15 protein-coding genes are annotated in these 14,255 nt (G+C 32.9%); 1 reads left to right on the forward strand and 14 read right to left on the reverse strand.

Going from position 1 to position 14,255, the window contains the following annotated elements; translation table 11 throughout:
* Window positions 1-265: 265 nt before the first annotated feature.
* The 3 genes from MKY02_RS12510 to MKY02_RS12515 all read right to left on the reverse strand — a co-directional run bounded on the left by MKY02_RS12510 (window position 266) and on the right by MKY02_RS12515 (window position 2,265).
* A complete protein-coding gene (locus MKY02_RS12510; RefSeq protein ID WP_340711285.1) occupies window positions 266-916 on the reverse strand; it encodes a CPBP family intramembrane glutamic endopeptidase in 651 nt (216 codons plus the stop codon).
* 288 nt (window positions 917-1,204) lie between these two features.
* The gene (locus tag MKY02_RS22035; RefSeq protein ID WP_038191389.1) at window positions 1,205-1,462 is read right to left on the reverse strand and encodes a DUF3953 domain-containing protein; all 258 of its coding nucleotides are present in this window, start codon (window positions 1,460-1,462) and stop codon (window positions 1,205-1,207) included.
* Window positions 1,463-1,701: 239 nt separating this feature from the next.
* Window positions 1,702-2,265, reverse strand: a complete 564-nt coding sequence (locus MKY02_RS12515; protein WP_038191388.1) for a hypothetical protein — start codon at window positions 2,263-2,265, stop codon at window positions 1,702-1,704.
* 832 nt (window positions 2,266-3,097) lie between these two features.
* Between MKY02_RS12515 and MKY02_RS12520 the strand changes: the two genes are divergently transcribed.
* The gene (locus MKY02_RS12520; RefSeq protein ID WP_038191387.1) at window positions 3,098-3,499 is read left to right on the forward strand and encodes a hypothetical protein; all 402 of its coding nucleotides are present in this window, start codon (window positions 3,098-3,100) and stop codon (window positions 3,497-3,499) included.
* A gap of 143 nt (window positions 3,500-3,642) precedes the next feature.
* On the opposite strand, the gene MKY02_RS12525 is transcribed toward MKY02_RS12520, so the two are convergent.
* The 11 genes from MKY02_RS12525 to MKY02_RS12575 all read right to left on the reverse strand — a co-directional run bounded on the left by MKY02_RS12525 (window position 3,643) and on the right by MKY02_RS12575 (window position 14,188).
* Window positions 3,643-4,050, reverse strand: a complete 408-nt coding sequence (locus tag MKY02_RS12525) for a GNAT family N-acetyltransferase (protein ID WP_038191385.1) — start codon at window positions 4,048-4,050, stop codon at window positions 3,643-3,645.
* Between the two features lie 33 nt (window positions 4,051-4,083).
* On the reverse strand, window positions 4,084-4,614 hold the full coding sequence (locus MKY02_RS12530; protein WP_340711286.1) for a GNAT family N-acetyltransferase: 531 nt from the start codon (window positions 4,612-4,614) through the stop codon (window positions 4,084-4,086).
* 307 nt (window positions 4,615-4,921) lie between these two features.
* A complete protein-coding gene (locus tag MKY02_RS12535; protein ID WP_038191382.1) occupies window positions 4,922-6,115 on the reverse strand; it encodes a hypothetical protein in 1,194 nt (397 codons plus the stop codon).
* A 73-nt stretch (window positions 6,116-6,188) separates the two neighbouring features.
* A complete protein-coding gene (locus MKY02_RS12540; protein WP_038191380.1) occupies window positions 6,189-7,382 on the reverse strand; it encodes a hypothetical protein in 1,194 nt (397 codons plus the stop codon).
* Between the two features lie 199 nt (window positions 7,383-7,581).
* Window positions 7,582-8,022 (reverse strand): hypothetical protein, encoded by a 441-nt coding sequence (locus tag MKY02_RS12545; protein WP_340711288.1) that lies wholly within the window; start codon window positions 8,020-8,022, stop codon window positions 7,582-7,584.
* A gap of 475 nt (window positions 8,023-8,497) precedes the next feature.
* The gene (locus MKY02_RS12550; protein WP_038191377.1) at window positions 8,498-8,731 is read right to left on the reverse strand and encodes a hypothetical protein; all 234 of its coding nucleotides are present in this window, start codon (window positions 8,729-8,731) and stop codon (window positions 8,498-8,500) included.
* 510 nt (window positions 8,732-9,241) lie between these two features.
* The gene (locus tag MKY02_RS12555; RefSeq protein ID WP_340711292.1) at window positions 9,242-10,216 is read right to left on the reverse strand and encodes an anti sigma factor C-terminal domain-containing protein; all 975 of its coding nucleotides are present in this window, start codon (window positions 10,214-10,216) and stop codon (window positions 9,242-9,244) included.
* Window positions 10,200-10,706 (reverse strand): RNA polymerase sigma factor, encoded by a 507-nt coding sequence (locus tag MKY02_RS12560; RefSeq protein ID WP_340711294.1) that lies wholly within the window; start codon window positions 10,704-10,706, stop codon window positions 10,200-10,202. Before MKY02_RS12560 ends, MKY02_RS12555 begins: the two co-directional genes overlap by 17 nt.
* A 459-nt stretch (window positions 10,707-11,165) precedes the next feature.
* Entirely contained in the window at window positions 11,166-11,555 is a 390-nt protein-coding gene (locus MKY02_RS12565; RefSeq protein ID WP_038191365.1) for an NUDIX hydrolase, read from the reverse strand.
* A gap of 174 nt (window positions 11,556-11,729) precedes the next feature.
* Window positions 11,730-12,947: an amidohydrolase gene (locus MKY02_RS12570; RefSeq protein ID WP_076035385.1), complete on the reverse strand. Its 1,218-nt coding sequence runs from the start codon at window positions 12,945-12,947 to the stop codon at window positions 11,730-11,732.
* A complete protein-coding gene (locus MKY02_RS12575; RefSeq protein WP_038191360.1) occupies window positions 12,944-14,188 on the reverse strand; it encodes an amidohydrolase in 1,245 nt (414 codons plus the stop codon). Before MKY02_RS12575 ends, MKY02_RS12570 begins: the two co-directional genes overlap by 4 nt.
* Window positions 14,189-14,255: the final 67 nt, after the last annotated feature.

Consider the following 14,255-nt stretch of genomic DNA (forward strand, 5'->3'; position numbering starts at 1 on the left):
CCAAAAAAGAACGTTAATCCTACTTAGATCAACGCACCAGTTAGTTGAAGAAGAACAGTGACGCTTATTATAGTGATAGGTAAGCTTTTGAGGTTATCGCCAGGTTTTCAAGCTTTGTTGTATCTATGTTCAAACGATAGTGCATAATAAAGTGAATATGAATGAAATACAGAAAAACACTTAATACATTGGTATGACAACGTTTTAAGCGTTTTATTTCGTCCCAAAACTTTGATTTGGGAACGTTATTTGAATAAAGTATTAGTTAGTAGAAGAGTGATACTAACAAATTATACAAAGAATGGATAACAATTACTGACCAAAGAGAGCCGCTTTTCTTATACACATAGCCAAATATAATGCCCAATATAAAAGCTGTTAATGACGCAGTAAAAATATAAGGGAATTCGAAAAGACCTTTATAAAACCAAATAGGAAAATGAATTGATACAAAAAGTAAAGATGTAATGGTATTAGCTATCCAAAATTTAATAGAATCCATAAGTTTTCTTAACAAAAAACCCCTAAAGACAATTTCTTCAGTTATCCCAACTAATAGAATAGTATTAAGCCATTCGTTAAACCCTATTCGAAAATCGACATTATTATCTAAAATAGTGAAATTTAAAATTACAAAATAAGATATTAATACTAAAGATACCAAATATGCCCATTTTAAACCATTTATATAGTTATGACGTAACCCTAAATAGGAAAATGGAACACCTTTTTCCGTAATTTTAACTAATAATAAAACTGGAATTATCCAAATAACTACTTTAATAACGGCTGACGTTATAGCTCTTGGAACAGAATCCATTAAATCTAAATATTGAACTAACCATAATTCTCTGATACACCATAGGGCAAAAAATGTTATGAAATATACCCAAATATAATTCTTATTTACTTTCAAATCTATCAGAAACTCCTCCTTTTCTACTTCAAGAATCCTGCTGCATTAGTTTAAGTACTTTTTCCCACAATCTTAATAGTTATTTTAACATAAATATCCATTTAAAGATTAAAGTTACCAAAATGTCGTTTGGTCACATTTCTTTTCTTAGCGTTGTAAATCCCCATAATTCTGAAGGTACTCTTTGTTGCACTAAACTGCCCCTTTAGTTCAATAAGAAAAAAAGAGCTGCATTTGCAACTCAATGATCTTCAAACAAAGCACCCGTTAGTTCAATATTACTTCTATTTAATTAATCATAATGCTTTCAACCGCAGAGAATAAAATGTATAACGAAGTGCATAAAATGAAGATACCCCACAATAAACTCTGAGTTCTTTTATATTCTCGTAATCCCATTATAAGTAACGTTATACTCAGAAGTATGAGCATCAATGGTAGTAAGTTGTAGTTTTCCGTAACCTTACTGTAAATACTAATTAACATTACAAGGATTGCAAAAATTATTTGAAATAACATTAAAATATCAAACTTTTTTTCTTCCATTTATTTATTCCTCCCACTGATAATCTGTCACTTTCAAAAGATACCTTTTTTAAACTAAACTACCCCGTTAGTTCAATAAGAAAAAGGCTCTACTCCTTATTAAAGTAAAGCACAAGTTAGTTCAAAATGTAGCTTTAGAATAAAGTTTGATTAAAAGTATGCTATAAACATCGATTTTAAAAGAAAAGAAACCCACGAGTTTTCGGGTTTGGTTTTTGCATGAGGGAATAATTCCACATCTATTGTATAGGTAATTTGAATGTTATATATAATTTATTGTTATTATTATCCTTATCCATTTTGTACTGAGTATATTCTATCTTTTGACTTTCAAGATCAATTATAAGAGTGTTAGAAAAATCTTTTGGAGGTACTGATGAAAAAATCACTCTATTTGAAGCGAGGTTTTCTGCTTTTGGTAACTTTTCAATTATTCTAATATTAGCATCATTTTGTATAGGCAGTTCACTTTGATCATACACTGATAAATTATTTTCGGGTGTGGCAAAAACTAAAATATGTAAAGGTTTTTCGTTGAAATTATGATAACCATGCACATAGTTTGTCCATCCAAAAACAAGGTCACTTTTTTTAGCAACTATCTGCTCTTTAAATGAAACATCATAAGTCAATTCTCCTTCTAAAATTAATGCATGATCTTCTCCATAAGGGTGAAAATGTGCTTTAATTCCATTGTCTTCATTATTGATCTGAAAATACAGAACACGATGATTTTTACAAGGGCTTTCCCAAATCTTTTTAAATTTAGTTTTCGATTTCATTAACTCTTTTAAATCTAACATATATAATCACCTCATTTATAATATTATAAATTGGTTATCCTGGCTTTAAATCATACTAACGGATGAATTATCAACCCTTTTTCTAATGCCCATTTTCCCCTTTGAAAATTGGTAAAACCCATTATTATTTCTAATCCCTTATTCAACTAACCTGCCCCGTTAGTTGAAGTACATTCTTTCACAATCTCAATATTGATAGTAACAAAAATTCCCAATATTAAATCAAGCTTTTTTACAAATCTACACTTTATTCAGGTTCAACTCGAGCGAAAACCGCTTTATCTTCATTTCTTCCTTCTAATTTGCTCGATTTTCAGTCGTTTTTGCGTTAATCCTTCTTTAAGTTCCAATATATCACAACAAAAAAAGCGCCTAATCCCTTTTGTATCAAGGGATTAAGCAGATTTTAAATACTATAGTTTTAGTATAGTTAAATTTCATTTTGCGAAGAATGACATTCACTCATTATTTATTTAACTCATATCAAAAAATGCAAAAAATTGTTGAACGTTATCCTTACAGTTATCCATTCGTATTCTTCCTCCAGTTCTTTTTGCACTATGTGTAGTTTACACAACATGGATCACTTTATCCCTAACCATGTTCAGCAACTGATTAAAAGCATCTTATTGAAACAGGAGCTGACTCCGATTTTTGATAATGGACTGAGCCTATTATCTGATAAAAAAGACTATGCGCCTAACAAACCATTAACGATTTTAAACTGCAATCGAAAAGTCTCAGTACGATTTTGGACGTGCTAAGGACGTATTACTTACACATTTGCGGGATCCAGCATTAAAATACCTATTTATTGAAGGAAGTGAATTCATTGATTGATTACTTGACTTTTGACGTAATGTGGATGGATGACATTATTGCCCATGTTGATTTAAAACCAGCAAATGGCGGCACCCCATATGTAATTAACAATATTGATGATTTTAACAAACAATTTTCACCGAATATGGAAGGGCATATTAGCTTAGATGAAATAGAACGTTGGCTAAAATGGCGTACCTTCCCTCCTACTCGGGTCAACGCAAAAGAATTACTGGCTTCACTGGATATGCAAACTTATAATCGCTGGGGCATTGTACGAAAAACACATGGAGTCATGGCAGATGATGAGATTTGGATTCGTTTTAAAGGTGAAACACTTACACATCGAGATGTCTGCCTACGTATAGATCTATACTATCCTGAGGAACCGATTCGTTCTAAACTTCAATGAAGTGATTTCCTTCTTTTTGTTGATTTAGAGTTTGATTATAAATCACTCTAACTCCTTGATTTTACTGTATATAAAAAAGCTTGATTATTTTAATCTCCTTATTCCACTAAAGCACCCCGTTAGTTGAAGAAGACTTAGTCCTATTAACTATTTAAAATACATCGAAATCGTTCCACACCTGGATATTTTTCACCTAAACTCGTTATCTTAAATCCATAATTTTTATAAAAATTCACAGCATCTTTATCGGTTTCAGCAAACATAAAAGATAAAGAATATTTTTCCAAAATAAAGCTAATCATTTTACTCCCAATACCTATTCCTCTATGATTTGGAGATACTGCGATATGTTTTATTTCACAACACTTTGGGCTTAAAAATTCTATTCCAATACAACTAGCAAACTCAGATTCAAGGTCATATCCATATAACTCTCTTACTGGAGATTGCATATATAATTCATATTCTTTCTCGACATTCTTTTCAGAGGTTGCGAAGGATAAAAGTTCTCTTACATTAGGTTGAATAGATGTCGATTTAATTTCTTTCATAACACACGTCCCTTCTTGCATTAAACTGAACCGTTAGTTCAACAACTTCTTTAAATCAATTCTTGTGTAGGCTTTATTATAGGTCGTACCATCATCATTATAAAATATGGCTTTTTTTAAATATGGTTCGGAGATAGGTTCGTAACCGTGTTTGCTAATTAACTTTATCATTCTGGGATTTTCTATTGGGTCAACACTCACAAATATCTCAAAATGGCCTAAACCCTTTGCAATATTTTCTCTATACCGAATCAAATCTGAACCTATACCATTGCCCCGATAATCCTCTTTTACATATAGGTCACTTAATTTAGGAAGCAAAGAGCCTTTTAATTTAAGAACTCCAAAACCCAATATAAGTGCGTCTTGTTCAGCGATTGCCAAATATACTTCCCTTTTTGCAAATTGCTTTAAATAATTCGTGAATAAATCTTTATTATTTCTAATATCACATAAACCCGATATGTCGTTTTCATTCGCTAATCTTATTATGTAGTTCATTGTTATTTCCACTTCCTTATTCTTCAATAAATCACTATTATTAATATTCAATTCTTGCTTCAACAATCCTGCCCCGTTAGTTCCATAAGAAAAAGGCTCTACTCCTTATTGAAGTAAAGCACCCGTTAGTTTAAGTACATTTCTTCACAAGCTTTACATTTATTTTAACATAAATATCCAATAAAAAATCACCTCTAAGAAAAACTCAAGAGGTGATTTTTATCAATTTTTTTATAAAGTTACTGTAACTTAGTAATAAAGTTTGATTAAAATACAGTTGCACACGCTGTGGATTAACAAGTAAAATAATCATAAAAACCACAGAAAAATTATTATTCTTTGTGGTTTTTAAGTTTATTTTTATCTTCTATCAGTCTTCCATATCCAGCCCTACCTCTTTCAAGTACCAAGAGATATCTTTAATCGTTTGTTCTCTAAACGCTTTGTGCCAATTGTCACGCGTAGCGTCCATCATAATCGTACTCGTGGTCATGTCAGTTGACGATTTGATGTAATCATCAATTTTTCCGCTTGTCTTACCGTACGTTTTTACTAATACATCGAACGCTTTAACATTACGGTCATAATAATCTTCCATTCTTTTTAATACTTCTTCTTTTCTTTTACTTATATCATCTTCGCTATATATACCATTCTTTATTTGTTCATCTCTGGTTTCTTCATAAAGCTTAAGTGCGCGACTTACGTTATTTCGTTGTTTTACACTTAATTTACTGTATACGTTGTCATCGTTTACTATATCGTTTAGGTATTCACCGTATTTGTTCAATTTTGTATAGGTATCTAATTCATCCAAGGACTTTATACTACTCGCGTAGCTCAACGATAGTTTTCTGTTGGCTCTAGACATATAATCAATATAATGTAACTCGGCAGGAGTAAATTTCTTTACTACATTACTACGTTTAACGTCTCCACCAAACAGTTCACTGTGCAAGAAATTCAATTCTTTTATATAAAAGGTAGTTCGTGAAGTTGCAGTATTCATTAGTTTTATGGATGAATAGGCTGAATGTATCGCTGATTTTGCATAGCGCAAATGTCGATCTACTTTTGTTCTATTAATCTTTTTCTTCTTTAGTTCCTTCTCTATTATCTTGAATTCATCAGTTACGCTTTTTGTCGGGTATTTCTTGTTTTGATCTGCAAATGATTGGTATCTATTAATAGAACCTACATTATTTACTCTATATAAATATTTCGATTTTTCAAAGCTGACATAAGGTGTAAGTTCAGTGTAATACTTTTCTCCCCTGTTTATATCTTCCTTTGGTATTTTACTGAATACTTCTTTATGCAGAGGTTTCAAATCCTTTTGCATACCATAAAATATTTGATATTTTACCTCATTTTCTTTTATACGTTTCTTATATAGTTCGATTTTTTTGTTAACAGACGAAATATACGCTTTTTGACTTACTACTTTATCGGTAATAGTACTAGCTGCTTGAACTGTAGATTTAGGACTTTCTACAACTACACTAGATAATAGTATTCCTGTACTTAATACTCCTAACAAAACGCTTTTACTAAATTTCCCCATTGTATCATCTCCTTATTAATATAAATCAGCTCTCGTTCTGCATTAGTTGTTTTTGGTTGGTTTTATCTACTCTTTATTCTTCCATATCCATTCCTGCTTTTTTCAATAGCGAAGACATAGTTTGAATCGGTTGTGTACTCGTTACCTCGTTCCAATGGTCGTAAATATCATTAGCCAGTTGTATGTTGAACACCATGTCAGTAGCTGCTTTGTTGTATATATCAATCTTACCGCTCTTCTTACCGTTCGTATTTTTTACCTCTTCAGAGGCTTTTGAGTATACCTCGTAGTATTCTTCGGTCCTTTTTAGCATATCTTCTTTTCTTTTACTTATATCATCTTCACTGTATATACCATTATTCATCAATTCAGCTCTCGTATTTCTATAACAATCAAGTGCTGCCATTACGTTCTCTCTCTGTTTTACAGCTAATTTACTATATGCACTGGTATCGTATACAAGGTTTTTAAGGTATTCACCGTATTTATTTAATTTTGTATAGTTCTCTAATTCATCTGTACGATTTTCAATGGAATTCCTTGTTTCCAAATAGCGAGTATTCAGAGAAGATAGCTCCACACGTTTAGTTTCCATGAGTTTAATATAATTTAATTCTATAGGAGTGAACTTCTTTACTACATTACTTCTTTCATCATTTCCACCGTACATCTCACTATGTAAGAATCTCAATTCTTTACGATCAAAGTTAACTTTTAGTACTAAATTATACGGAAAATCCATGAATGTACTGCTTGAAGGTAATGATGATTTTATATTGTCCAGAAGACTATCTACCTTTTTTCTATCTATTTTCTTCTTTTTTAACTCCAACTCTACTTTTTCGAATTCATCAAGTATTTTTCTAGACGGATATTTAGGCGAGTAATCGTCTAAAAGGTTAATTTTATTTGTATCACGTATTTTAGATATATACTTTGATCTTTCGTAACTCATATAATCTGGAACTATATAATAATGTCTCACTTCAAAGTAGTAGTCTTCGTCTTCTAAATTACCTAGTGCAGGTAAATTCTTTCGAATAGCAGTATACTCATTAAATTTAGGAATATTTTCGTCCAAGCGCTTCTTATACACACTTAATTTTTTCTTTGCGGACGAAACATACGCTTTTTGACTAACTTCCTTGCTATTATTAATAGTACTAGCTGCTTGAACAGTAGATTCAGTGTCTACTACAACTACGCTGGATAATAGTAATCCAGTACTTAACATACCTAACATAATACTTTTACTTAATTTCCCCATTTAATCATCTCCTAGTATTTAATATATACAAAGCTCTTATTATTAAGAGTTAATTCATATAGTTTGATTGTGTTCCTCACAACCGTCTTCTGTTCTTTTCATATAATTATATCGGAATATTCTTCCTTTTTATAATAATACTATTTATCATAAACAAGCATAAAAATAAAAGACTCCAAATAGGAGTCTATAATAAAAGTTATTTTTCATTTTTATAATACATATATAAAGTCCCAGAAATATCAGAAACGTAATCAGTATTTGATTCAACAATATTATGCTTATTTAGTAAATAAGCATAAACTTCATCAAAATACTTTTGACTTTTTCCGCTAGAATTTGTTTTGAAAATTAGTAAAGCATTAGCAACTTTGCACATACTTTTTGCTTGTGTAAGTAGTTCTTCAATCCTTTTTTGATTACGTACATTCATTATCCCAATAATATTAGACGGAGTATACTCGCGTTCACAAAAAAGCTTCTCCAAAGTTTCTTCATCTTTTTTGAAATAATTTTCACGTTCTAGGTGTAATACAAAGTCATGCCAATATTCACCATCATCATTATCCCACCACGTTAAGTCCATTGGTCTATTCTTACCGTTACAAGTGTCTTCTGTAAATGGAAAATATCCCAACATTGATCCTAATAACCAGGTGCACCAGGTGACTTTTTGATCTTATATTTCTCCCCAGGTTCTAAATATCCATTCTTTATAGCGCTCTTTATTACACCCGACTTTATACCTTTTGACCACACGCGGACAATTGTGTCATTTTAGAAGTGAGACCTAAGATGTAATTATAGGCGTTTGTGTTTTCCTAATAGGGGTATTTAAGACTGCTCCAAAAACATTTTGGTTATGAGTGCTTTTTCCATTCTTTAGGTTCTTAAAGAACGTAGTAAAATTTAAAAACCAGAAAACGCCTAATAATGGAATGACAAGCAAAAGCATAAATAACATAAATTAGTCCTCTCCTTCCCATTAACAAAGTCTTATTGAACTAACCTGCCCCTTTAGTTGAATAAGAAAAAAGAGCTGTTCTGGACAGCTCTAACGATCTTGTACTAAGCACCCATTACTTTAAGTACATTTCCTTCACCTGTTGAGTTTGTTACTCTTTTTTCTTATTTGATAGTATATAAACACATCCAAGTATAACCGCAATGATTGAAGTAATTATAGAATATCTAAAAATATGAAAGAAAAACTCTGGATAAGGTGTTACAACAAATGAAGTCATCCCCTCTACATCAGTTGTACTTTCTTCTATTTGCATAAAAGCGACTAATATGAAGAAAGTAACAACAAATGAATATACCCCTGTTTTCACTAAGATTTTCTCCATTTAAAAACCCCCTAAAATGTAACTCACTTGGTCCAATAGAGGAAGTTGAACAAAATACGTTTGAGTTATTGTTTCTTTCGATTTTACTATACTTTACCACATTTATACTAATATAACTTATTCAACTAAACTGCCTCGTTAGTTGAATAAGAAAAAGGCTCTACTCCTTATTGAAGTAAAGCCCACGTTAGTGAAAATATGTATCCATCAGGTAACGCCCAATTACCAAGCAATGGTTATTAAGTCTGGTTCAACGAATTCTATTACAAATTTAGGTGTTGGGAAAATATATACTGTTGATAGGAGTCTTTTGCTGCTAGATGAGCAATATTTTCAATAACCTTTGATAGTGGCGTCTTCACCCAAGGTAATGTACTAAAAGGAGGAAGATCGTCTTGTAAGAAAAGATAAACTGAATTCTCAGTGTTTAGTTCTTTATCCTTTAAAAACGATGCCACCTTATCGTAGCACCTCTCCTCATAAGTCAGTTTCATTGGTATTCACTACAGTTTAATATAGGTCTGTTGTTGCTCCTAATGTAGCACCGCGAATCATAGATTCATCACTAAACTTTATTAAATCACTCGGTTTTCCTGTAACCACTACACCAATAATTTTAAGGTTCTGAGGTTCTAGTTTTATTTTGCCCTGATTAGTTATGCTATTAATAATTTTCTCTGCATCGCTTTGATAATTACCACCATCCTCCTTTACCATCTCTAATATCGATATAAAGTTAGATGCCGGATTAGCCTTTGGGTGTTGGTTATATTGAAAGCCATATGCTTGAAAGCCATTTACCGAAGAGTCTCTAGGAAAATTCTCATCTTCGTTAAACTTATTATCATCTTTTATGTCATCTTTACTAAAAGTATCTACCCAATACCATGCTAATTGTTCTTTAAATACTTGGTTTACTTCCTCAATTGAGTATCCATCATTAAATGAAAAAGCCATTTCTACAACAGTGTTATCGTCAATAATATTCAGTACAGTCCTATCATCAAATATTTGCTTATAGTTAACTTGTGGATGAAAAAATTCAACTACTCTTTCTCCTTGATAATATAAAGGAATTCGCTCATCCTCTATGCTGCCTGATCCAGAAGGACCATCAATAGTAATCAATCTAGATGTCCCCAAAACAGGAAAGACCTTTTCCTGTTCACCCCATGGAATTGGAACTCCTCCGACTTTTTTTACTAATTTCGTTTTTGCTGTTGCTGAAGTTAGAGAATAATTATATGTTGTACCTTGTTCTTCAATGTTGGCGCCCATAATTCCATTCCAGGTCGAATCTAAGCTGGTCTCCTTTTCCATTTTTATTTTCATCACTGTATCTCCAATAAAATATAGACCAGTTAAAACAATCAGACTAATAACTAATGAAATGAGCACCACTTTTATCATTGAACGTTTCTTTGCTTTTTTCACCAATTTCTCAAACTCAAAATCTTTTGGAAAAAACTCATTTTCCTTGTTCATTTTCATACCTCCTATATTGTTCTATAAATTCTTTTCTTGCCCTATGAAGAATAGTCTTAACAGATCCTTCTTTCATGCTATACAGCTCTGCTATCTCATTTATTTTTAATCCTGTACTATATTTTAGAAGAAGTAACTGCCTGTATTTTGGTTTTAAATTAGTTAAGATTTCATGAATATCCCTTTCTAATTCACTTTGCATGAGGGCTTTTTCAGGTGTTTCTTCCTCAAATATTTCTTGTAAGTTGAATTTCAATAATATATCTCTTCGCCTAGATTTCTTACGAGACATATCATAATATTGATTTACTGCTACTCTAAAAAGCCAACTTTGGGTATTATGGATTGAGTCTATATATTGTAAAAATTTATAAGCAGTATTTTGAATAATATCTTCTGCATCTTCCTTTGATGCACCCATTTTTATTAGGTAAGAGTAGACAAATTTTAGTATCTCATTTAGTTTTTTTCCCATCATGGAATCGTTCATTTCAAACCTCCTACCTTTAAAACGTTTCAATAATAAAAAGGTTAACAAAAAAATTACAAATTTATATTACTTATTTCTCATTAACACATATTTCTTTAGTTGTGAAATAAAAAAAGAACTTGGCAAGAAAGTTTTCGCTTCTCGCCAAATTCATTAGAAGATATAAATTAGAAAATATATTGATTACATTTAATTAATCTTCGACAGCCAATGGCTATTTATAGTTAGATCTACCCTTTGTTTCACCACTATTTGCGATACTTTTCAGCTTGTATAATGCTATACAAGTAAATATTTACTCAACAATATGGCCAGATTGTTGAACTAAAGTTAAACAACACTCTTCAACTAAACTGCCCCGTTAGTTCAATAAAGAAAAAAAGAACTGCATATGCAGCTCAATGATCTTCAAGTAAAGCCCCGTTAGTAAAAATATTACACACAAAATAATAATAATCTCTATTTCAAAAATTTCTCTAAAACTTCCAAGTCCTCGGGATATGCGTGTTGTATATTTCGTATATCTCTCAGTGACTTCCAATCAGCATCTACAATAATGTTATCGGGGTCGTTAATCCCTTCACTTTCTCCAGTTTTTTTCACTTTGAAGTAATAACTTTTTACTTTATAACCTTTAATTTCAGTTTCTTTAATAAACAGGCTATCCTCAATGACAATATCATATCCTGTTTCTTCTTTAACTTCTCTAATACAACATTCTTCTGGTGTTTCTCCTTGTTCAATACCACCCGAAGGAATAGCCCAAGATTCAGAGTTACTACCTTTTACCATCAAAACTTCTTTGTTCTCATTAATACAAATTGCTGCGGAACCAAACCATTCTTTCATCTTATCCCTCCCGCTTCTTGTTCAACAAACCTTTTCGTTAGTAAAATATCAATATGTCAATATTTCAATAGAGTTTCCAATAATCCCTTTATTAATAAATTTTTAGGAGGTATAAACAATGTTACTTTCAAAAGCATGGGAGGTAGTCTTGATTCGGGTTTATTCTATTTTTGATTAATCCTTATCATTGCCCGCAACTAGCTTACCTTGATATATCACGGCTTTTCGATGTGATCGTCTTGCTACAGCTTCAGCAGAGCAGCTTGCTTCAACAAAGACAATATTCGCTTCGTCACCAATCTTAGGCCAAACCTGTTCTCCTTTTTGATTGAGCGGTGTCTTCCCCCCCGTAATAAAGCCCAATGTCTGAGATAGCTTTTGTTCAGTACTATTTCGATATAGCTCTGCAAATAATCCTGCTTTCTCTAAATTATCACCATTACCAAATGGAGACCAATGATCGTTAATGCTGTCAGTGCCTAAATAGACAGGAACTCCACTCTCATTCAGTTCTGGTAGTGGCATAATTATCTTGCCAAAAGGAACGGTAGAGGCAACTGAAATGCCAAGTTTGGCAAAGCGACATGAGATTTCCTTAAAATCAGTTGGAGACATGTCTGCAAGTGCAAAACAATGGCTCACTGTTACTCTATCTTTCCAGCCTGCTTCCTCTGTTAAGTCAGCAAGTTTTTGTAGCGTTTTTAAACCAGCTTCTTTACCGTCATGCAGATGAATATCAATACCTGCATTTGCTTCAACAGCAAGATCCATAATTGTATTTAACGAGCGCTCAATATCGCCATCAACCGAGCTAGGATCTACACCACCTACATGGGTTGCCCCACTTCTTAGCGCCTGTCTTATTTCTTCTACCATATTTGAACGTAATAATCCATGCTGAGGGAAAGCAACAATTTCATGTGAAAGCTTATTTTGATATGTTTCAAATGCTTCAACGGTTACTTCTAAATTTTTCAAACCAATAGATGGATCAATATTTGTATGTGCTCGTACATGTGTTGATCCGTAGTTTAGCACTGTTTCTAGCATATGGAGTGCTCTTCCTTTTGCAGTTGGCAATAGCTCAGGCAGTAGCTTTTCTTCTTCCTTAATTCGTTCAAAAATACTTGTAACAGGACGTACAGCGCGCCATGCCCCACCGAAGTAAGTTTTATCAATGTGAATATGAAATTCCTTAAAAGAAGGGAGCATTAACATACCCTTTGCATCGTAAGAGTCATAGTCACCTTCTGGCAGTACATTGGTTATTTCAGCAATTTTTCCCGCTTCAATTCGAATATGTTGGATTTTCGTTTCCGTTCCAACAACCGTATTTTCATTATAAATATATCCATTTTCCAAACGAACATTTAACAACCAGTAATTTCTCATCGTGTTTCCTCTCCCTTCGTTGAAAGGCAACCTGCAACAATATTCCCTTTGAAAATAGTGGCATGTCTCTCTGATTTTCTTGCTACAGCCTCTGCGGAACAACTTGCTGAAACCAATACCATATTTGCATCCATACCAATAGCCGGCCACACTTGTTCACCTTGCTCATTAAGTGGTGTCACACCATTTGTGATGAACTTAAGTGAAGTAGCAAGCTTTTGTTCAGTTACATAATTAAACCTTTGGGCAAATCGACCAAGTCGTTCAAGAATGTCCCCGTTTCCAAAAGGAGACCAAGAATCATATATGTTGTCACAACCAATTGCTACTTCGACTTGATGTTCATCCAGTGTAGGTAACGGAGGAACTCTATCTCCAAGAGGTACACTTGAAATGATTGCAACTTTGGCTTCTGCAAGCATGAGCATAATTTCCTTAGCTTCTTCCCCTACCATATCTGCAAGTGCAAAAGCATGACTTATCGCCACTCTTCCCTGCATTTGATATTCCACTGTCAGTCTTGCTACTTCTTTTATTGTTGTAAGACCCACTTCACCGCGGTCATGTAAATGAAGGTCAATGCCTGAATTCGTTAGATTCGCTAGATTAAATAATTCTTTCACGGACTTTTCCATATCTCCATCTACCGAGGCTGGATCTACTCCTCCTACTAGTGTCGCGCCTTTAGTCAATGCCTCCTTCACAATTTCTGAAGCATTTGTTCGAAGCAATCCATGTTGAGGAAAGGCAACAATTTCATGCGTTAATTTACCTTCATAACGAGCTAATGCCTTTTTGATCGTCTCTAAATAATTCAACCCAACCTCAGGATATAAATCCACATGTGTTCGAATATGTGTAACACCCGACTTCAACATCGTATCAATTAAAATGGAGGCGCGTTCTTCCATCGGCACTTCTAATTGTGGTAAACGTTCCTTTTCAATTTCAAATCGGTCAAATATCGAAGGGGCTGGAATATTAGCAGTCCACTTATCTCCAAGCAGAGTCTTATCTAAATGACAATGTTTTTCCACAAAAGAAGGGAGTGCCAGCAAGCCATTTGCATCCTGCTTTGGAACATCATCCTCTATTTTCGTACTTTGAGGGGTCATTTTCGTAATCTTGCCTTCCTCAATCAGAAGATGTACCAATTCTGTTTTCGTTGCTACAACATGTCCGTTTTCATAGTGAAATCCCGTTTCAAGCAATACATTCATTAACCATTGTTTTGAATCCATTTAAATTTCCCCTCTCTATATGAAGCAACACTTTTGCCTCTAGCGATTTATTTTACAAATATTTCGT

Origin of the sequence: Viridibacillus sp. FSL R5-0888, assembly GCF_038009105.1 — a bacterium.
Classification (GTDB): Bacteria; Bacillota; Bacilli; order Bacillales_A; family Planococcaceae; genus Viridibacillus; species Viridibacillus arenosi.